23 protein-coding genes are annotated in these 20,211 nt (G+C 33.5%); 19 read left to right on the top strand and 4 right to left on the bottom strand.

Annotated features, from left to right (window positions below; translation table 11 throughout):
* Nucleotides 1–139 precede the first annotated feature (139 nt).
* The 10 genes from TH67_RS10630 to TH67_RS10455 all read left to right on the top strand — a co-directional run bounded on the left by TH67_RS10630 (nt 140) and on the right by TH67_RS10455 (nt 8,114).
* On the top strand, nt 140–3,529 hold the full coding sequence (locus tag TH67_RS10630) for a M23 family metallopeptidase (RefSeq protein WP_257638034.1): 3,390 nt from the start codon (nt 140–142) through the stop codon (nt 3,527–3,529).
* On the top strand, nt 3,526–3,999 hold the full coding sequence (locus TH67_RS04035; protein ID WP_072594473.1) for a hypothetical protein: 474 nt from the start codon (nt 3,526–3,528) through the stop codon (nt 3,997–3,999). The genes TH67_RS10630 and TH67_RS04035 overlap by 4 nt, the downstream gene beginning before the upstream one ends.
* A 17-nt stretch (nt 4,000–4,016) precedes the next feature.
* Nucleotides 4,017–4,469, top strand: coding sequence for a hypothetical protein (locus TH67_RS04040; protein WP_072594474.1), 453 nt, complete (start codon nt 4,017–4,019; stop codon nt 4,467–4,469).
* A gap of 165 nt (nt 4,470–4,634) precedes the next feature.
* Nucleotides 4,635–5,258 carry a hypothetical protein gene (locus TH67_RS04050; RefSeq protein WP_141081772.1) on the top strand — a complete coding sequence of 208 codons (624 nt, stop codon included), beginning with the start codon at nt 4,635–4,637 and terminating at the stop codon, nt 5,256–5,258.
* Nucleotides 5,259–5,307: 49 nt separating this feature from the next.
* A complete protein-coding gene (locus tag TH67_RS10635) occupies nt 5,308–5,631 on the top strand; it encodes a hypothetical protein (protein WP_257638035.1) in 324 nt (107 codons plus the stop codon).
* Nucleotides 5,632–5,765: 134 nt separating this feature from the next.
* Nucleotides 5,766–6,125: a hypothetical protein gene (locus TH67_RS10640; protein WP_257638036.1), complete on the top strand. Its 360-nt coding sequence runs from the start codon at nt 5,766–5,768 to the stop codon at nt 6,123–6,125.
* Between the two features lie 393 nt (nt 6,126–6,518).
* The gene (locus TH67_RS10790) at nt 6,519–6,698 is read left to right on the top strand and encodes a hypothetical protein (RefSeq protein ID WP_219334523.1); all 180 of its coding nucleotides are present in this window, start codon (nt 6,519–6,521) and stop codon (nt 6,696–6,698) included.
* Nucleotides 6,699–6,705: 7 nt separating this feature from the next.
* Nucleotides 6,706–6,873: a hypothetical protein gene (locus tag TH67_RS10335; protein ID WP_180371729.1), complete on the top strand. Its 168-nt coding sequence runs from the start codon at nt 6,706–6,708 to the stop codon at nt 6,871–6,873.
* Nucleotides 6,857–7,567 (top strand): hypothetical protein, encoded by a 711-nt coding sequence (locus tag TH67_RS04060; RefSeq protein ID WP_072594477.1) that lies wholly within the window; start codon nt 6,857–6,859, stop codon nt 7,565–7,567. The genes TH67_RS10335 and TH67_RS04060 overlap by 17 nt, the downstream gene beginning before the upstream one ends.
* Entirely contained in the window at nt 7,560–8,114 is a 555-nt protein-coding gene (locus TH67_RS10455) for a hypothetical protein (protein ID WP_219334522.1), read from the top strand. Before TH67_RS04060 ends, TH67_RS10455 begins: the two co-directional genes overlap by 8 nt.
* A 71-nt stretch (nt 8,115–8,185) precedes the next feature.
* Here TH67_RS10455 and TH67_RS04070 read toward each other — a convergent pair whose 3' ends face one another.
* Entirely contained in the window at nt 8,186–9,217 is a 1,032-nt protein-coding gene (locus TH67_RS04070; protein ID WP_072594478.1) for a 3'-5' exonuclease, read from the bottom strand.
* 63 nt (nt 9,218–9,280) lie between these two features.
* Here TH67_RS04070 and waaC point away from each other — a divergent pair, with 63 nt between their 5' ends.
* The 8 genes from waaC to TH67_RS04110 are packed head-to-tail and all read left to right on the top strand — an operon-like array spanning nt 9,281 to nt 16,053.
* Nucleotides 9,281–10,255 (top strand): lipopolysaccharide heptosyltransferase I, encoded by a 975-nt coding sequence (waaC, locus tag TH67_RS04075; RefSeq protein ID WP_072594479.1) that lies wholly within the window; start codon nt 9,281–9,283, stop codon nt 10,253–10,255.
* On the top strand, nt 10,248–11,141 hold the full coding sequence (locus TH67_RS04080) for a lipid A biosynthesis lauroyl acyltransferase (RefSeq protein ID WP_072594480.1): 894 nt from the start codon (nt 10,248–10,250) through the stop codon (nt 11,139–11,141). The genes waaC and TH67_RS04080 overlap by 8 nt, the downstream gene beginning before the upstream one ends.
* Nucleotides 11,135–11,839, top strand: a complete 705-nt coding sequence (locus TH67_RS04085) for a glycosyltransferase family 2 protein (RefSeq protein ID WP_072594481.1) — start codon at nt 11,135–11,137, stop codon at nt 11,837–11,839. The genes TH67_RS04080 and TH67_RS04085 overlap by 7 nt, the downstream gene beginning before the upstream one ends.
* On the top strand, nt 11,836–12,897 hold the full coding sequence (gene rfaQ, locus TH67_RS04090) for a putative lipopolysaccharide heptosyltransferase III (protein WP_072594482.1): 1,062 nt from the start codon (nt 11,836–11,838) through the stop codon (nt 12,895–12,897). Before TH67_RS04085 ends, rfaQ begins: the two co-directional genes overlap by 4 nt.
* A 4-nt stretch (nt 12,898–12,901) precedes the next feature.
* Nucleotides 12,902–13,975 carry a glycosyltransferase family 4 protein gene (locus TH67_RS04095; protein ID WP_072594483.1) on the top strand — a complete coding sequence of 358 codons (1,074 nt, stop codon included), beginning with the start codon at nt 12,902–12,904 and terminating at the stop codon, nt 13,973–13,975.
* Nucleotides 13,972–14,769 (top strand): polysaccharide deacetylase family protein, encoded by a 798-nt coding sequence (locus TH67_RS04100; protein ID WP_072594484.1) that lies wholly within the window; start codon nt 13,972–13,974, stop codon nt 14,767–14,769. The genes TH67_RS04095 and TH67_RS04100 overlap by 4 nt, the downstream gene beginning before the upstream one ends.
* Complete coding sequence (locus TH67_RS04105; RefSeq protein WP_072594485.1) at nt 14,769–15,275, top strand: hypothetical protein; 507 nt, start codon at nt 14,769–14,771, stop codon at nt 15,273–15,275. The genes TH67_RS04100 and TH67_RS04105 overlap by 1 nt, the downstream gene beginning before the upstream one ends.
* Nucleotides 15,268–16,053 (top strand): glycosyltransferase family 25 protein, encoded by a 786-nt coding sequence (locus TH67_RS04110; protein ID WP_072594486.1) that lies wholly within the window; start codon nt 15,268–15,270, stop codon nt 16,051–16,053. The genes TH67_RS04105 and TH67_RS04110 overlap by 8 nt, the downstream gene beginning before the upstream one ends.
* Nucleotides 16,054–16,061: 8 nt before the next feature.
* Here the strand turns inward: TH67_RS04110 and TH67_RS04115 are convergent, their stop codons facing one another.
* From TH67_RS04115 to TH67_RS04125, 3 genes are read right to left on the bottom strand one after another with little or no spacing between them, the layout of a single operon-like run.
* Nucleotides 16,062–16,820 carry a polysaccharide deacetylase family protein gene (locus tag TH67_RS04115; RefSeq protein ID WP_072594487.1) on the bottom strand — a complete coding sequence of 253 codons (759 nt, stop codon included), beginning with the start codon at nt 16,818–16,820 and terminating at the stop codon, nt 16,062–16,064.
* On the bottom strand, nt 16,817–17,866 hold the full coding sequence (locus TH67_RS04120; RefSeq protein WP_072594488.1) for a glycosyltransferase family 4 protein: 1,050 nt from the start codon (nt 17,864–17,866) through the stop codon (nt 16,817–16,819). Before TH67_RS04120 ends, TH67_RS04115 begins: the two co-directional genes overlap by 4 nt.
* A 3-nt stretch (nt 17,867–17,869) precedes the next feature.
* Nucleotides 17,870–18,898 (bottom strand): glycosyltransferase family 2 protein, encoded by a 1,029-nt coding sequence (locus TH67_RS04125; RefSeq protein ID WP_054197095.1) that lies wholly within the window; start codon nt 18,896–18,898, stop codon nt 17,870–17,872.
* Nucleotides 18,899–18,985: 87 nt separating this feature from the next.
* On the opposite strand from TH67_RS04125, the gene TH67_RS04130 reads away from it, so the two are divergent.
* The gene (locus TH67_RS04130; protein ID WP_072594489.1) at nt 18,986–20,158 is read left to right on the top strand and encodes an O-antigen ligase family protein; all 1,173 of its coding nucleotides are present in this window, start codon (nt 18,986–18,988) and stop codon (nt 20,156–20,158) included.
* The last annotated feature ends 53 nt before the right edge of the window (nt 20,159–20,211 follow it).

Raw genomic sequence — 20,211 nt, forward strand, 5'->3', positions numbered from 1 at the left:
CAAGCCCTTTTAAGTAGCCTTGTCAAAAATAAAAACATTCAAATTTATATTTTTGACATAAATTTTTACTATAAAGTTTTATTGTTGAATACTTTTTAAGTTTGTGCTAATATTTAGCAAAAATTTCCAAGGAAGTTTAATGCCTCTAACGCCCAGAAATGATGTAAATTGTAAAAGAAATTTAATAGATATCATAAAATTTTCATATGACAATGACATAAGCAGACCATTTATATCTAACAACAAACTATTTATTGGATATGGCTTTAGCCTAAAAGATGATATAGAACTTATTTGTGCCCAAATTTATAAAAACAACAAAGACAAAGTCATAAAAGATGTCAAGCAAACTATTGCTAACACCACGAGTAAGACTACCATAGAAAAGATAGATACAGATGAACTTTTTAAAAAGATAAATGACGCCGCAAAAGGGGCTTATGCAAAGTCTGGAGGTGCCGATACTTTGCCTGAGTTTGAATTTAGCTCGGAAGATCAGCTAAATGCCATCTTGGAACAAAAGCTTACGCCGCTAATCCAAGAGATAAATCAAAAATTAAACAACTCTCCGCTTAAAAATTTACAAGCCGTTTCACTTACTTCAGATACACAAAATAACCAAATTTCAAGAGAGCATGTCGCGCTTTTAGCACTTCTTTATATTAGTAAGAAAAGTAATATTGATCCATCCCTAGCAAGCTACATCAAAAGCAAAAATCGTTTTAAGGCCTGGTTTTGGCTAGCATATGAAAGCTTTAGTGATGAAGCAAATAACAAAATATCTCTTTTGCGAGAAAAAATTTCAAATCAGTTTGGGCTTTATGAAAGTGATGAACAAAATGTTAATTTTGCCGAGTGTATAGATATTTTTAGCCATTTAAATATATCCAAAGCAAAATATAAATCAAAAAATCAAAACAATAAAGAGATCATCCAAAACGTCACTCATTTAGAATTTATGAAGCTTCAAGAAAATGGATCAAATTTAAACGTATCAGATATATCAAAGTGTGAGGCTTTATTTCAGCCATTTGTTAATAAGATAAATTCTTTATTAAGCACTCAAAGTACAAAGACCTTTAACCTTGAAAATATATACTGCGTAAATTTAATCAGCTCAAATGCTTCAAACACTTCAAGAATAAATAAGCTCTTAAGACAAAAAGAGGAGGAATTTTACAAACAAGAAAATATACTCTTGCTATGTCCAAGGAAGATGACAACTCCTATTAGAGTCTTTCAACCTAAAAAGAGCGAATTTACCGTTGTGCTAGCTAGTCAGACTCCATTTGATTGCAGTGAGCTAAATCCAAAAGAGCTAAATTCTAGTAGGCCAAACTATGGCAAGGTGAATTTATGCGAGCTAATACTTACTGACTTTAAATTTGACTCTTATGAAGATAGTAAAAATGAAGAGATAAAATTTAAAAATGCAAAGAGCAAAGATACGGTAATACTCTATCAAGAAAACAAAAATGAAGAAGACAAGATAAATGGTGCTACCTTTATTAGCATAAAGCAAAATAGCGATGATATAGAGTATAAGCTAGAAGATGGCGCTATAAGCATGAAGTACTTTGAAGACCAAACGTCTAACAACAAACACCTAAATTTCTCTTTATTAAATTTTGCTAAAGAGAATAACTTTACCCTAAGAGATGATAAAGATTCAGCCATGTTTGACATAAAGCTTCGTCTAGCTCATGGCAATAATATAGTACCTACATCAGCATCAAGTTCAGGTCTTACTCTTACAATAAATAATCTCATCATTGAAAACGAAGATGGTAAGGTAAGTGAAGATATAGATAAGATATATCTTCATCACTGCTTTGATAAAAGTATATATGAGAGTATATCTTTAGTAAAAAATGAAGACTCAGATATCAAAAACTCATATACAGCTACATTTAATATCCCAATAGACAAAGAGAATAAAGGAGATACTAAATTTATACTTTATTCAAGTGATCTAAGTAAAGTTTATAGCACTAAAGATATTCATGCTCACACTGATACAGCTGTAATATCTTTAGGATATCAAGATAAGAGTAGCTCTAACTTTTGCTATAGCAATAAGGTCTCGCTAAGAGATATAACAGATCATATAACAAATGTAATCTCTGATAGTGAGTATCCATTTAAGACAAATGAACCAATATGTTTAAAGGCTATATATAAACAAGAAAAAGGTAGTAAGAGATATAAAGAGATACTTTGGGGATATAAGGTAATAAAAAGTAAAGAGTATGATGAACTATCCAAATCAAATCCAAAAGATGTAGTAGCCCTAAAAGAGCAAAAAGGTAAAGAGATAACATTTAAAATTTCAGATGTTATACAAAAAGATGATCTAGATAAGCTAAAACAAGGTGGTCATACTATAGTATTTTTTGCATATCTTGAAGGCGATAAGGATAAATTTAAGTTTTATACAAGATATGGCAAAAATCATATAAGAATAGATATAAAGATACCTTTATATATTAAATTTAAAGATGATAAGCTAGTTATATATGAGTTTGAGCATGCTACAAAAGAGAAGGCATTTGATGCTAAATTAAAGCTTAGTGATAATAAAGACAATACTTTAATAAAAAATGATAATTACTTATATATAAGTAAAAATATCTCATCAAATGAGATAAGTATCTATGAAGATGATAAGCTAAGCAAAGAGCTAAAAAGTGATGAAAAGATAAATAAGAGCTATCAAATTTATGCAAAAGAAGAGAGCTCTAGTAATCAGTCTAATGCAGATAAAGATGATAAGCTTGGTATAAATTTATTAAGCAAAGAGAATATGGATAAATTTATTAACTCTTTTAATGAATCAAAGAGTTTAACTAGAGTAGATAAAGGTATGTGGGAAGATGGGGATAAGGAAGTCTTAGTGAAAGTAGAGATAGGCAAAGAGATAGTTTTTCCACTAAAAATCAAGCCTTTAAATGATAGAGACATGGAATATGACTGGACGCTTATGTTAGGAGACAAGGGCGAGAGCCAAGCAATATTTGGCAGAAATAGAAATAATGGCAAAAGACAACACGCCGCAAGAGATCTATATACAGATATGCCTTTTAAAAAGAATGTAGACATAAAAACATTTAAGTCAGATGTAGAGATAGTATCTATAGCTGATGGCGAAGTAATAAAGACTGGTAATTTTTACTGTAAAACCGATCACATAACGATACAATACGACACAGTAGAATTTGGTAGCTTTATAATAAGATATGGCGAGGTTGATCCTTCAAGAGTAAAAGTAAAAGCGGGTGATATGGTACGAAAAGGTCAGGTTATAGGATATTCTGGACTAATGATTGATAACGGTGATCACCCAAATATAGTTGATAAAAAAATAGTAACCATGCTTCACTTTGAGTACTTTACAAATGGAGCCAACAAAGATGATCCTTTAACTGTCACTAATGATTCGAACAATAAATTTAAAAGACGTAAGGATCTGGCAGACCCACTGGAAATACTAAAGGAAGGATACAAAAATACTTTTGGAGAAATATTATGAGGATAATCTTTAAAATAATCTTAGCTTTACTTATAGCTGTAAATTTATCATTTGCAACAGATGATTATATAGATGATTATTATGATAGCTGGAAGCAAAAGACAATATCAAAAAAGTTTTTGAGTCAAGGTTGCAAAACAATATCAAAAGACATTTGGAATGAAAGCAAGGTTTCCTATCGTCAAACAACTATATTAAATATATACAAAGAGCCTATTTTAAATTTATATGGCGACTACGACTTAAAAATTAAAGAAATACAACATCTAAAAAATCAAAAATACAAAGAGTGTAATAAAAATTTTTGTTACGACTTTGATTTTAAGTGGTTAAACAACAAAAGTCTTTTGGTACAACTACATTTTCATGCTGATAAATATTCTAAATCAAGCTGTGAATTATGGCTATATGAAGAAGAAGATGGTAGCGTAGATGTATATAGTTTTACGTCTAAAAATTTACCCGATTAATAATGAACGATATATTTATGAAATCAATCTTTAAAATAATCTTAGCTTTACTTTTAGCTGTAAATTTATCATTTGCAACAGATGATCATGATAATAGCTGCGAGAAAAAGACGATACCTAAAAAGTTTTTGAATAAAGACTGTAAAAAGCTTGCAAAGAAAATTTGGGTTGAAAGTATGGTCAATTACCGTGGAGATACAATATTAAATATGTACAAAGAGCCAATTTTAAATGCTCTTATTTATGAACCTCCTATAAAAGACATAGAACGTATGAAAAATACAAGATACAAGACCTATGACGCAAATAACTATTCTTACGACTTTGATTTTAAATGGATAAACAAAAACACTCTCTTGGTTCAGTTCTTTGACACTAATCCTGAAAATATCTGTGAGCTATGGCTATATGAGGAAAAAGACGGTAGCGTAGATGTTTATAAATTTACATCCAAGAATTTACCTGACTAATAAATTTGATAAAAGAATAGAAGATGTGACCTACTTTAGTAGCCGAATATGGAAAGTACGCGATAATGAGTGCTGCTTGGTTTTGGCTTTCCAATAATCTACACAAAATAGCGGATGAGAGTAAAAATGACTCAAATAACGAAAATGTAGTGGATAAAATAACGTATGTTATTAATAGGGGAACCGACGACCAAAGTAAAAGAGATAGAAAAGAAAATTACACAAGGATTAGAAATGCTGAAATTTTTCAAATTTTTAAATAGTGCATTTTTATTAGTATCATTGCTGGCTTGCAATGGTATGGGAAAAGATGAGATACCAAATTTTAAATACAAAGACGCATCTAACTATTATTTTAAAATAGGCAGCGATAGCTATTCTGTAAAGATTTTACGTAATTATAATGAGGATAACCTGGGACGGGCAATAGATATAAAAGAGTGCGCAATTATTTACAAAGACAAGATAAAAAAATGGAGTTTTTGTTACGACGATATGTCTATGTGGAGCGTTACAGCTAATGGCGATATAGTTGAGTTTAAAGGCGGAACTCAAGACAGAGACGGAAATATAGTAGACTTTTATATACTTTTTAAAAAATTAGCCTCAGAATTTTATTTGTATGAGTACACTTGGAAATTTGGATATATAGATGAAAGTACAAACGATGAAAAAATTAATAAAATAGAAAATTACTACGTAGATCATGGTAAAAAGAATAGACTTTATATAAATCAAATTACTCCAAAAATTCTTAATGACATGAGAAAAAATTTTATGAAAAAATAAGCAGTAACTAGGTAACTTGAGCAATATATTAAAAAGCAAATATATTTTATTGAGAAAAATTAGAATGAAATTTAAAATTTTATTACTAGCAATTGTATTTATAGGACAAAATTTATATCCATTTGAACCTCTAACACCGAGTAAAGCAAGCAGAAAAACAGAAGAACTTGGGCAACTAGATTGGATTATAAATTCTACAAATGATTACGGCTTAGAAAGCAAACCAAGCTTTGCATGCTATGACACCAAAGGAAAGTATAAATTTAAAAAATACTCCTTAGAAGACTTTATATGTCAGTCAAGCTATAACTCTTTTAGGGATAACTATTTTGCCGATCTTTATAATCTAATAGCAAAAGAAATCCAAATTTAAAAGAAAAAGCACGACAAATAGCTAAAAATAGGATAAATAAAACCAAAAAAGAGTGTATGACATACAGCCAAAAAGACTATATAAACTCTATAGAGAACTATCCAAACCCAGATGTAGGGCCAGGTTATATACATATGACAATTAACTGTATAAAATCACACTACCGAAGTTCTACAGCAAAACTTGCATTAATGCTTTTTGAAAATGATGAAGAGCTATTTAAAAGAATTTATGGTGAAGACTATGAAAGATTTAAAGAGGTCTTTGAAGATACTTTAAAATATATACCTATAATCCACTCTACTCCAGAAATAACACATATAAGAAAAACAGACAATGCTCCCTATGCCGAATTCTTAAGAAAATATGATGACTATGCTGGCGATTATGACGAGTATCACATCTATGATCTAATTTATATAGTGTTAATCCAATACTCCTTAATAGACAAAAATGGTCATTTAGTTTTGCCTGAGAATAGAAAAGAGGAGTAGTATGACTACTTCTTGTAAAGAAAAGATATTAAAGCCAATCTAAGACATGATGATGTCTTGATAAATAAAAATATAGATCAAGCGTAGAATGTAAATATATATGAAGATGACAAGCTAAGCAAAAAAATATGGATAAATTTATTAGCTCATTTAATGAGTCAAAGAGTTTAACTAGAGTAGATAGTGGTATGTGGGAAGATGGAGATAAAGGGGGTTGGGGGTTGCACCATAAACAATAATATAATTTATATTACTAGAAAGTGGGAATATAAAACATCCAGTCACTCATCTAGCTCTACAATAAGTGAATTTAAAATTAGCGATAGTGATTTAATAGGCTATATATTAGAACCATATGGCGAAAGCACAAAATAGTCTGGTCAAGACAAAAGAATACCTGCAGGAAAATATAATCTAGTATGGCATATTTCTACAAAATATTCAAAAGACAAATACTCCAAAAATAAGCGTGGAAATTTTTTAGAAAATGGACTTCCAAAATCATATAATAATGATGTTACTAAAAGTAGAGCCATATTAATACATGTTGGTAGCAAAGGAGAAGCATTCTGAAGGATGTTTGCTGCCAGGGAGCGATGTCGTTGTTAGCGAAATAAATGGAAAAAGATACGTTACAGGTGTTTCTGGCAGCATAAACAAATTCTATCAGCTTATAGAATATATCGAGAGCAATGGAATAGATAACGTAAAAGTTGTGATTGAGGAAAAATATGAAGATTATAAATAAAATAATTCTTTTATGGTTAATGTTGTTTGTGTCGCCAGCTCTTTTTGCAGAGCAAACCACCGAGAAGTGTTTTGATGGCTTTTTAGATAATAAAGCACATTTTGCCAAACAAGATAAATTTGACGATTTTGATTTTTCTAACATTTTAGCTGACAAGCGTATAAAATTTTTGGGTTATATCGGAGCCAATTATCACAGACTATATATAAATTTTGATAGTGTTAAAAAGATATCAAGGTCAAAATATGTAGTATCTGGCAACTACAAAATAGCCGAAAAAACTCAATCATTTAACGGCGAAATTAAAATATCTGAAATAAGAAAATATACAAATTTTAACTACGGTGTTGATGATTTTATGAAAGGCAAAATCAATGCCCAAGGCATAGCCTTAGCGACCTATTCTCTAAAAGGTGAAACAGAGAAATTTCAAGCTAAAGGCTGCATGCTAACAAGATGGTACATTGGCAACGATAAAAAATTGCTATACGACGATATATCAGAAGATGAGGATTTGTACGCAAATAATTTATTTTGTGGAGAGTGCGAGGTGGGCAAGGTACAAACAAAACCATGCGCATGGGGTCATTACAGGATACTAAATAGCGGCGATCTTGATATAGGGGCTGAAGAATTTAGTCCGAACCCAAAATATCTTGGCAACGGCTGGAGCGACTTTAATAAAGATGAATAAAATTGCAATGAAACACTTTTTAATACTATCTCTAATTTTAGGTTTTCTAGATTTAACAGCCAGTGAAAATTTGCCGTGCACAACAAGCATAGACAAAATCAAAGTAGGTAAAATTTTATCTACAAGTAATTTATCATCTAAAAAAATCAAATATTTTTTAGACGGCGAAAAGGCAAGCTTCATAAATTTATCAAGAACACAGATAATGACGCTCGATTTTTGTTGTGGTGGTAGCGGTGAGGTCCAAAGGATAAATGTCAAATTTTTTGATAAAAATTTGACTAAAGATTATATAAATTTCAGCGAAATAAAAGATTTCACTACAAATTCTGGCATCAAACTTGGCGACAAACAAGACCAAATTTTAAAGAAGCTAGGTAAGCCAAACGATCTGCAAGAAGAAAATGCCACCTCTATTGTCACCTACATCACTGAGCAAAATGAAAGCAAACTCTTACAAGAATTTGATATGCCACTCTACTACGAGAAATTCATCTTTTCTAATGGAGTTTTAAAAGAGTATGAATTTGGATTTGAATATCCGTGATATTCCGCGGATCAGGATATTAATTCCATAGGGTAGCAAAAGATATTTTACGGCCTAAAAGCGTAGAATTTCTACTCTTCGTCCAAATTTATTTCAGGTAGTTTCTCTTCGATAAAGCTCTTATCTTTTTTGACAGCTGACGCAACCTCGCTAGCTTTTTTTAAAAGTCCATCAAGCCCTTGTCTTGCCAAACGCTCATTTAGCTGCTCTGGCGTATCTTTCACACCATCAAGATCGCTAAAATCATCAAATTCTTCATCGTCTTCTTTTTGGATCTTTATCTCGTAATCAAGCTTGCCATTAAGTCTAGCTAGCTCGTCGCTTATCGCAGTGCAAAAGACCTCAGTGTATCCTCTGTGAGCGCAGTTTTTGGCTAAAAATTCACTCATCACGTTTAGGTGATTTATATAGTCATCTTGCAAGATATTTGCCTGTAAAAGCTCGAATTTTAAAAAGAGCCAGTAGGTGTTAAGCACGTCACTTTCGCAGTATTCATTGATCTTATCAAGCTCACCAGCATAATAAAGCTCAAGCACTTGATCGCCGTGCACATCGTACTTGCCAGGTAAATTTAAGCTAGCGCAAAGCGTATCAAGCTTTAGCCCTCTTACGCTTCCAAAATCGCTTATAAAATCAAGCAGATCAAGGTGAAATTTAGGCGAATATCTGGCTCTATAGTTTTCCCATTTATTTTTATTTAGCTCTTTGTTTTCGCTCTCGTAATATGCCGCTGCGTTTAAGTTGTAGCGCATCGCACGCACCATTATCATCGGCAGGTCAAAGCCACGGCCATTAAAGCTAACGAGCCTTGGGTTATAATCATTTATAAATTTTAAAAATTTAGCGATGATCTCGCGCTCATCCTTACCCTCCATCGTGCTAACTTTTAAAAATTTGCCGTATTCATCGGCCATTACTGCAGAGATCGCCACGACTCTATGAAACATCACAGGCAAAAACTCACTCCCACTGGCCTCTTTTTGCAGCGCCATCGCTTGCACGCTCACATCTTCATCGCTCCCATCAATGCCATAAATTTTTCTTATCAAATTTGCATCAGGTATCGTCTCGCAGTCAAAGACACAGATGTAACTTTTCGCCATTTTAGCCCTTTTTTAAGCATTTTTTTTTAAAATCATACCAAAAATTTATATCTAAAGTGATCAATGCAAAACAAAAATCAACTAAAAATAGCCATCGTCAAACTTTCCGCTCTTGGGGATATCGTGCACGCAGCTATTGTGCTTCAGTTTATCAAAAAGCACCACCCAAATGCCCATATCACGTGGCTAGTTGATGCTCGTTTTGCAAGCCTTTTAAAAGATCATCCGCTTATCGACGAGCTAGTCGTTTTACCGCTTAAACAAAGCTTTAAACAAAGCTACAAGATACTAAAAACGCTTGGTAAATTTGACAAAGTGATCGATCTGCAAGGGCTTTTTAAATCAGCCGTCGTCGCAAAAATAATAGGCAAGCAAACTTATGGCTTTAGCAGAGAAAGTGTAAAAGAAAAGATCGCAGCCAGGCTTTATAGACATAAATTTAAAATTGATTACAACGAAAATATAATCATTAGAAATTTGGCACTTGTGGCTTTTGCTCTAAATTTTAGCTTTGAAGCAAGTGAAATTTTAGAAAAAGCGCCTTGCTTTGAAGCAAGTGAAATTTATAAAAACGAAAGTGGTAAAAAACGTGTTTTAATCGCTGCATTCGCAAGCGAAGAGAGCAAAATTTATAACAAATTTAAAGACGTGATTAGGCTACTTGAAGAGTGTGAAATTTACCTTTGCTACGGAAGTGAGAGCGAAAAAGTAAGAGCTGAGGCGATCATCTCAGGCACCTCAGCAAAGCTACTTGAAAAACTTAGCATAAAAGAGATGATAAGCTTCATTGCAAGCTGCGATCTAGTAATTGGCAATGATAGTGGCCTAACGCACCTTGCTTGGGCTGTAAATAGGCCTTCTATCACACTTTTTGGCAACCGTCCAAGCCACAGAAATGCTTACATCACTGATAAAAATTTAGTTATAGATATGGGCAAGCAAATAGACGCGAGAAGTATCGATAAAAACGACTTTTGTATAAGAGAAATTTTTCCAGAAACGGTTGCAAATTTCGCAAAAAGGCTACTAAATGGATAGACTCTATCTAGCTGGCTTTTATACTTTAAAATTTTTTATATTTTTACTACCTAGCTCACTTAGAGATTTGCTTGCTAAATTTTTAGCTTTTTCGTATATGAAGCTTAATAAAAAGCGACTTCACGTCGTTATGACAAATTTAAACCTTGCTTTTGGTGAGTCAAAAACCAAGGAAGAGAAGCTTGAGATCGCTAAAAAATGCTACTACAACTTCGCAAAATACCTTGGCATAAATTTTATCCTAAATCAAAACACGACGAAGCAAAAAGTGCTTGAAAAAGTTAGCTTTAAAAACGAGCATAATCTGCTTGAAGCGCTTAAGCTTGATCGTCCGATTATCGTGACGACCGCGCATTTTGGGCAGTGGGAGCTTTTTAGCTTAGCAATGGCTGCTCGTTTTGGTGCAGTCTCAGTACTTGGCAGAAAGCTTGATAGTAAAAGTATGGATAAAATTTTAAAGGCAAATAGAGCGCAGTTTGACGTGGAGCTCATCAACAAAGATGGCGGTGCAAAAGATATCTTAAAAGCGCTAAAAGCTAGGCGAATAGTGGGAATTTTAGTCGATCAAAATACCGCTCCAAAAGATGGCATAAAGGTGAAATTTTTTGACAAAGATGTGCTTCACACGCCAGCTGCGAGCGTGCTAGCTCAAAAAACAAACGCACTAATAATTAATGCATTTATCTATCAAGAAGATGAAAACATAAGCGAAATTTGTTTTTCACCAGCCATTGATATAAATAAATTTGACAAAGAAGAAGCGGTGCAAAAAGTAACGCAAATGCAGTGCAGCGCGTGCGAAGAGATGGTTAGAGCAAGGCCTGAGGAGTACTTTTGGTTTCACAAACGCTTTAAAAGATTTTACGAAAAAGAGTATAAATGCTAAGTGTGGTCATCTTAACTTTTAACAGCGAAAAATACCTAAAAGAGGTGTTAGAGAGCGCTAAATTTGCTGATGAGGTCATCGTAGTTGATAGCGGCTCAAAAGATAGCACAAGACAAATTTGTGATGGCTTTAGCAACGTGAGATTTCACGAGCAAGCTTGGCTTGGATTTGGCGCGCAAAAGCAAAAGGGCGTGGATCTAGCTAAAAATGAGTGGATCTTTGTGCTTGACAGCGACGAGGTGATCACAAATGAGCTTCAAGATGAGATCATCAGTACGCTAAAAGAGCCAAAATTTATGGCTTACAACGTAGCTAGGCTAAATTTCTTCTTTGGCAAAGCGATCAAAAATATGGGACTCTATCCAGACTACACAGTGAGGCTTTTTAACAAAAATTTTGCCGGATTTGATGGCAGAGCCGTGCATGAAAAGGTCATTTTAAATAATGACTCACAAAAGCTTGGAGCGCTTAAAAATCACTTCTTGCATTATGCATATGAGAGCATCGAGCAGTTTATCGCTAAGCAAAATCGCTACTCAAGCATGGGCGCAAAAAAGAATTTATTTAAAGCTCTAACAAGCCCAGCGTGGACATTTTTTAAGCTTTATGTGCTAAAAGGCGGCTTTAAAGAGGGCTTTGCAGGCTATGTTATCGCTAGACTTTACGCTCAGTACACATTTTGGAAATATATAAAATGAAAATACTTGTAATTAAATTTAGAAATATCGGCGACGTACTTTTAACCACGCCGCTCATTGAAAATTTGCACCATTATTATCCAGATGCAACCATCGACTTTGCCCTAAACAAAGGCACAGAAGCGATGATAGAAGGCAATCCTTATATAAATAAAATTCACATTTACGATAGACAAAGTGCAAATTCTGGCTTTTTTAAAAAGCTAATTACTGAGATAAAATTTATAAAAGCCATCAAAAAAGAAAAATACGATATGGCGGTGCAAACAACCACGGGAGACCGCGGCATCATCATCTCAAAATATGCAAAGATCAAAAAAATAGTAGGCTTTCTTGGCAAAAATCAATCAATAAATAAACTTCTAAACGTCAAGGCAAAATACTATGAAAATTTTTCACATACTATCGATCATAATCTAAACGCTTTAAGGGCTTTGGGATTTGAACCGGTTAGCAAAAAGGTGAGTGTATTTTCGGACGAGAGTGTGGAGCATCTAAATTTACCAAAACGCTTTGTACATATGCATCTTACAAGCCGCTGGATGTTTAAATGCGCAAATGATGAGAGCATGGCAGAGCTCATCGACTACTGCGAAAATGAGCTTGGTGTAAAGGTCGTGCTAACAAGCGACAACAAAGAAAATGAGCTAAATAAGCTTGCAAGCGTGCTAAACATTTGCAAAAGCGAGCCTATAAATTTAGGTGGCAAGCTAAGCCTCAAACAAACGATCGCCCTATCAAAGTGTTCAAGCCTTTTTATCGGAGTGGATACAGCTATAATGCACATCGCTGCGGCAAATGATGTGCCAGTCATAGCCTTTTTTGGTCCAAGCAATGCTTTTGAGTGGGGGCCTTGGGATAACTCACTCATGGAAAATGGCTACACAGCGCAAAATGGCATCCAAAGTATGGGCAAACACATCGTCTATCAAAAAGACTGGGACTTTGTGCCTTGCGATAAAGAGGGCATAGCAAAGCATGGCATAGAAAAAACATTGATGGATTTTAGCGACGAAATGCCAAAAATAAAAGCCAAAATAAAAGAAATTTTAGGATAGGTAGATGAATATTCTTCACACGCAGACACTTTTTAACTGGGGTGGCGAGCAAAATAAGACGCTAAACGAGATGCGTTTTATGCGTGAGATGGGTCACAATGTCATACTTTTTTGCAACCCAAACTCTCAGATAGAAAGTATTGCAAAAAAAGAAGGCTTTAGTGTTATAACACAAGAGATGAATAAGAAAAATTTTCATAAAAGCGTGCCAGCACTTTGCAAAGCGATAAGCTCGAACAAGATAGATGCCTTGATCACACATGGCTCGACTGATAGCTGGGTTGGGGCAATTGCTGGACTATTTTACAGAAGCAAAGGCGTTAAATTTTACAAAGAAAGGCATAATCTTTTTCCTATAAAAGGCTTTCTTTCAAAACTCATGCACAAAAAGCTATTTGATAAAATTTTATACATCTCAGATAGTGTCAAAGAGTATCTTCTAAGCATCGGCGTTAGCAAAGATAAGCTCTTTTTTATGCCAAGCACGGTTGATGTTGAAAAGATCGATAGCACAAAAAGTACTTTTAGAGATGAGTTTCATATCGCCAAAAACGAGCTAGTCATCGGCACTTTTACCTCGCTTTACCGCAAGAAAGGCGTCTACGACTTTGCAAACGCAGTAAAAGAGATTTTAAAAGAGAAGGACGCCACAATAGTTTTTGCAGGAAATATCAGTGAAAGCACAAAAAATGAGATTGCCTCGATTTTTAGCAAAAAAGATAAGATTATATTTACTGGTTTTAGAAAAGACGCGGCAAATATCATAAAAAGCTTTGATATCTATGTCTTCGCATCGCACTCTGAGGGGCTTGGTACGGTCTTGCTTGAAGCAATGAGCTCAAAAGTACCAGTCGTAGTCTACGATAACGCACCGATGAATGTACTAGTTAAAGATAAAGAGCGTGGGCTTTGTGCTAGAAATTTAGATGAAATTTCACTAAAAGAGTCTATTTTAGAACTGATAGACGAGCCTGAAAAAGCCAAAATTTACTCACAAAACGCCTTTAAATTTGTGGATGAAAACTTTAGCCACAAGGCGCTAAAAGAGGCTATTAAAAATTTACTGGAGCAAAAATGAACTACCCAGTTTGCGTGCTAACGATGCACCACTGTAATAACAATAAAAACGACTTTGCCATTAAGCCAGAGCTATTTAAAAAGGCGCTTTTGATGGCGTTAAATGAGGGCTATAAATTTATAAACTACAGCCAGTTTAAAGATATCGTTGCTGGCAGAGCAAAGGCTCATAAAAAGAGCATTTTACTAACTTTTGATGATGGATATTTTGATAATTATAAATTTGCATTTCCTATCTTGAAAGAGCTAAATATTCCAGCTGTTTGCTTTTTGATAACAGATAAGATCAAGGATTTTAAAAGACAAGATTACGACTTTGCATTTAAAAAACATAAAGAGATCGATTATGATAAAGACGCGGAGTATTTTTTAAATTTAGACGAGATTAGGCAGATGCAAGAGAGCGGGCTTTTTGAGTTTGATAGCCATACAGCGAGCCACTTTTCTTGTAAAAGCAATGATGAAACAAAGTTAAGAGAGGAATTTTCTAGCTCGCTGGCTAAGATAAAAGAGCTATTTCCTGAAAAAAAAGAATTTGGCTTTTGCTTTCCAAAAGGGCACTTTAACGAGCTTTCACTAAAAGTTGTGAGAGAGTATTATGACTTTGCCTTTAGTGTGATAGATGGTGGATTTTGCGCAGGAGATGATAAATTTAAGATAAGACGTATCGATATATCAAACAATGCAAAGAGCGAGAGTGATTACATTTTTAGGATCAAAAAGAAGCTTTTTATCTATTCTACGCCAGTTCTAGGAAATTTATATTCAAATTTTAGAAATAGAGGCTATAAATAATGCTTGAAGCATTAAATGAGGCTTGTAAAGAAATTTTAAAAGATAAAAAACGAGCCTTAATCGCTCTCACTGGGCTTCATGGTAGTGGCAAAAGCACACTTGCAAAACAAATTAGAAAAAATGGATTTAAAAACTTTAAACCTTATCAAATCGCTGTAATCGATGATGATGTAATGAGTCTAAATTTATTTATAGCTCGTCCAAAGATAAAAATCAAAAGTGATCATCAAGATGAGTTAAAGCCATTTTTTAAATTTATCATGCCGTTTGTAAAAGTCGTAATATACGTAAGCACAAATCCACTTTTACGTATAAGTAAATGCGATATACTTTGTATTTTAAACGCTGATGAAGAAGCTCGAATCGCTGGAATTTATAAAAGAAATTCTAGTGACGATTTAATCAACACACAAAAGCATATAAACAAAAAAGAGCTTGATCTAGCAGGCCTTGCATATAAAGTCAAATTAGAATTTGACTTAAAAGTTGGAGCAAAAAATGAATAATCCCATCTATATAATATCATTAAAAAGAGATGAAGAGCGAAGGCAAAATTTACAAAGACAATTTAACAGATATGATGAATTTAAAATAATAGATGCAGTTGATGCTAAAAATTTTAGCATCAATGAGTATTACAGCGCCATGATAGATTGCTTGTTAAAATCTTGTGATGAAGATTATAAATTTAAAATACCACCATTAATTGCGACTCCAGGTGAGCTAGCATGCACAATGTCACACATAAAAGCTTATGAGGATTTTTTACAAGGCAACGCGGAATTTACTTTAATATTAGAGGATGATGTTATTGGAAATGACGAATTAATAAATAAGGCCTTTTTGCTATGCAAAGATATAAGTAGTGATAGCATTTTGATATGCGGAGTGCAAGATGGGTTAAATAGTAGATTTCGTGCTTTTGGTAAAAAAATAAACGAAAATTTATATATTATCTCACCATACTCATACGCTAGTATATATAGAACGGCCGCTTACATTCTAACAAGAAAGAGTGCAAAAGCTCTGCTTGATTTTTACAAAGATGGTCTTTACGGAGCCGATAAATGGGAAGCGATCCTAAAAAATACTGATCTAAAAATGTATTTTAGCAACATCTTTTCTCATCCAGAGGAGCTAAATAGCTCTAGCCTAGAAATCCAAAGAAAGCAAAAAGAGAAGATAAATTCTCTTTTTAAAAAATCTAATAAAAATTTCTCATACAAAATTTCAAGATTTTATGAAAAACATATAGCTAAAAATGAGAGAATTTTTACAAAGTAAAATTTCTCTTAAGATTTTAGTGTTGAATATAGTGAGCCTAAAAAGTCATTTTGATAGATAAATAGTGTCTTTTTTAACCAGCTTGCATCTTTTTTTACCGCTATGCGCCTTATATCATCAAGTACACCATCAGGTTTATTTATCCCACGCTTTGTTGTAAAAAAAACCTCATATCCAACGCTTTTTGCCACATTTTTTAGCTCATCATTAAATTTACCTCTTGGCCAGCAAAGTAGCTTGTCATCAAAGCCAAAATTTTTATACATAAATTCTTTGCATTTTGTAAAATTTTCTTTCATTTCACAAATACCAAAATAATCATCAAAATGCGTATAAGTATGCGAGTGAAAGTCAAAGCACTCTTTCATCTTTGCTATTTCCTCGTAGTTTAAAAAGACATCTTCAGGTCTAGTTGGTGCAGCATTTTTGTATTCGTTATGATCTAACTCTATAAACTCGCCACTTTTTCTACTCGCCTGTTCTATCCAGCCAGCAACTAGAAAAATAGTCGCTTTAAGATTAAATTCCTTGATAATAGGATATGCGTAGACAAAATTATCCTTCCAACCATCATCAAATGTGATAAAGACACTCTTTTTAGGCACACTAAGCTCACCTTTTTTATATGCCACAAACTCAGCCGAACTTAGCGATTTGTAGCCATTTTGAGCTAAAAATTTCATCTGATCTCTAAACTCATCTACGCTACTTGCAATAAACCCACTCTTTTCAAGCACATGATGATACATTAAAACTGTTACGCTCATTTTGCAAGTTCCATATATAAATTTTGAGTATTTTCTATCATTTTTTCGATACTAAATATCTCTTTTACATACTTTCTGCCAAACTCACCCATATGTTTTCTTAAATTTTCATCCAAAATGAGCCTTTCGAGCACCTTCTTTAGCTCCTCTTTGTTGCCATTTTCAAATAAAAATCCGCTTTTGCCATTACTTACCGCCTCGCCAAGTCCGCCCACATCGCTTCCAATAGTAGCTAACTTGCACGAAGATGCCTCAAGCAGCGCTCCACCGATAGCCTCCATCTCTGAAGGTAACACACAGATATCAAGTGAGCCCAAAAAATCGCTCACATCGGTTCTGTTGCCAAGCATAAAGATATTTTTTTTATCTTTTATATATTCGTGTAAATTTTTATTTTGCGGGCCATCACCTACGATAAAAAGGGCTGATTTTTCTAAATTTAACTCGCTAAATGCATCGATTAATAGCTTATGATTTTTAGCAGCTCTTAACACTGCAACGATGCAAATTCCAACTACGTCGTCATTTAAGCCAAATTCTTTTTTCATATTTATCTTAAATTCTGGCGTATATTTTTGCGTATCGATGCCAGTGTAGATTTTTAACACCTTCTCTTTTTTGACGCCTCTCTTGATAAGATCAGCGCAAACTGAGTCACAAACGCCGACCACTTTTGTGCTTAGGTTGTAAGGTAAGGGCGATGTTATAGGCAGCTGTAAATGCCTAGTACGAACCACGCTAACGCCACAAATTTTACCAACAATCGCTCCAATGGTGCCATCTTTACCTGAGTGAGTTGAGATGATTTTTATATTATTTTGCTTTACAAATTTGCAAATTTTTAAAATTTCAAAGATATTAAAAGACTTTTTGAGATTAAACTCGACAAATTCGCACTCTATCTGCTTTTCAAGGCTTTTTGAGCCAGGATTTAGCCCATAAAAAACCTTAAATTTACTCTTATCTAGCCCATTTATCACACGCTGTGTACGGTGTTCTTGCCCACCAAATCCAAGAGAGCTTTCAAGCTCAAGTATATTTATCATTTTCTACTCTTTAAATTCTTTCATTTTTTTATTTGACAAAAAGCCATTTATTGTATTAAAGATTTTTAAAATTTTTGATACATTTTCGTACGATTTTACATTTTTTAGCACTTTAAGCAAAATTCTCTGCTTTAGTCTAAGCTTTGAAAAACCAGCTGAGTTTATGATGCTATCAATATCTGCATAAAAAAGATCAAGTGCCTTTACATAGCTACTATTTTTTAGATTTGGTCTTGCCAAAATGGCTGGTATATAGACGCTTTTTATCTTTCTAAGCTCTAGATCTGGCACCATTTCAAGAGCTAAATTTTTGTCTTTTAAAATTGAGATTATGTCGTCATAGACAAATTTATGATCCATCACAGCTTTTAATTTTTCAAAGCCAGCAGTGTTGTTGTCTCCTATCTTATAGCAATAAAAAACCTTATTTAGCTTTACAAGGGTTTTTGAAGCTATAACATTTCTCACTACAGTGTGAAAATCTTCAGCTTGCGTGATCCCAACTGGAAATAAATTTTCTTTTAAAATTTTAGTCCTAATCGCCTTGTTTGCCGCATTATGCAAGACTTTGTTATGCCTTGAGGCTAAAAGCCTTTTTAGATACTCGTTTTTATTGATTACGCCATCCTCTTTTGTCTCAAAATCCTTAAAAAGGAGCTTTTTATGACCATAGACCTTACACATATCTGTTATCACTATGTCGGCATCAAATTTTTCTGAGATATCATAAACGCATGAAGCATAATCTTTTTCCACATAGTCATCAGCATCGACGCAGATAGTATATTTGCCACTAGCTAGCAATATACCGTCATTTCTAGCAGCGCTAACACCGGCATTGCTCTTTGTTTTTAATATTATTTTATCTTTATATTCTTCTAATATTTCTAGCGTATTGTCAGTACTTCCATCATTAATAACTATAATCTCAATATCATCCATGTCTTGAGATATAAGCGAATTTAAACAATCCCTAATGTGCTCTTTTTTGTTAAAAACAGGCACTACAAAGCTTATTTTCACATCAGGCACGATACTTCCTTTTAATTTTTGTTTAATTGTATATTATTTTTAGTTCGGCAATGATAAAATGTCCACTTAAAAATTTAAAGGATCTGCATGAAAAACGACATCGTGTCTAAGCTCTACAATCTTTTTTTAGTTATTGTCTTATTTACACTGCCAGTAACTGAGGGCTTAAAGCAAATTTCACTTACACTTTTCGTCTTGGCTGGAATTTATATTTGCGTCAAAGAAAAAAAGCAATTTAAATTTGATCTCATAAATATCTCGCTTTTTATCTTTGTTTTGGCTACTTTTATAAGTTGCCTTATAAATGGAGTTTCTGTATCAAGAGCACTTGATCCGCTAAGGTGTATGCTATTTTTCTTTGTAGCCAGAAGTGTTGGCATAGAAAAAATAAATTTTAAATTTTTATTTTTTGCCTTATTTGCTGGTTTTATTGCTGCATTTATCCCTGCTTGTATAGAAAAATTCACTTCAAATGATCCTTTAGCGCTTTTTGAGCTTAAATCAATAGGACACGTAAATCATAGCGCTATTTTTATGCTACTAGTTTTTTGTGTAGCATTAGTTTCGATAAATAGCAAAGAAATTTTTGAAAAGTATATAGGCATAAGTGTTGCCGGAATTTGCGTCCTTGGTATAATGATAGCTGGCTCTAGAGCTGCAATGTATCTTTTGCCAATCATTATTTTTACTTACTTGCTTTTTGAAATTTTAAATAAACAGATAAAAATAAAATTTTTACTAGGCTTGATAATTTTATTTGGTGTAATAGCTATTTCTTATATGTATATATCAACAAATATCACTCAAGATGATAGATTGTATAGTCAACTAACAAAGGGGGTTACTGGATCAGAGACTAGATATCCGATCTTTGCTAGCGCATTTTATACGTGGCTTGAAAACCCTTTATTTGGGATAGGTTCTGGTGAGTTTAAGATCATTGATATAACAAAATATTTTCCAGGCAATGTTGAAGTTCATGTTGGTCACGCACACAATACCTTTTTAACATTTTTAACAGAAAAGGGCATCGTTGCCTTGCTTGCATATTTGGTATTTCAACTATCACTCTTTATAAAATTCATTAAAAATTTTAGACAAAATAGCATAGTTTTTCTTGCATTTTTAATGCTTATGGCTAATAATATAATCTCACTTGCAAATACAACATTTCACCATGAAAATGCCCTTTTAATGCTACTATTTTGGGCTCTGGCTTTAAGTGCGATAGATGAAAAATCGACCTTAAAAATTAGCTAACGCTCCAACACGCCTCAACCGTTTCAAATTTTACAAAGAAACGGTTGAGCTAA

The organism is Campylobacter concisus, assembly GCF_001891085.1.
In the GTDB taxonomy this organism is placed as follows: domain Bacteria; phylum Campylobacterota; class Campylobacteria; order Campylobacterales; family Campylobacteraceae; genus Campylobacter_A; species Campylobacter_A concisus_O.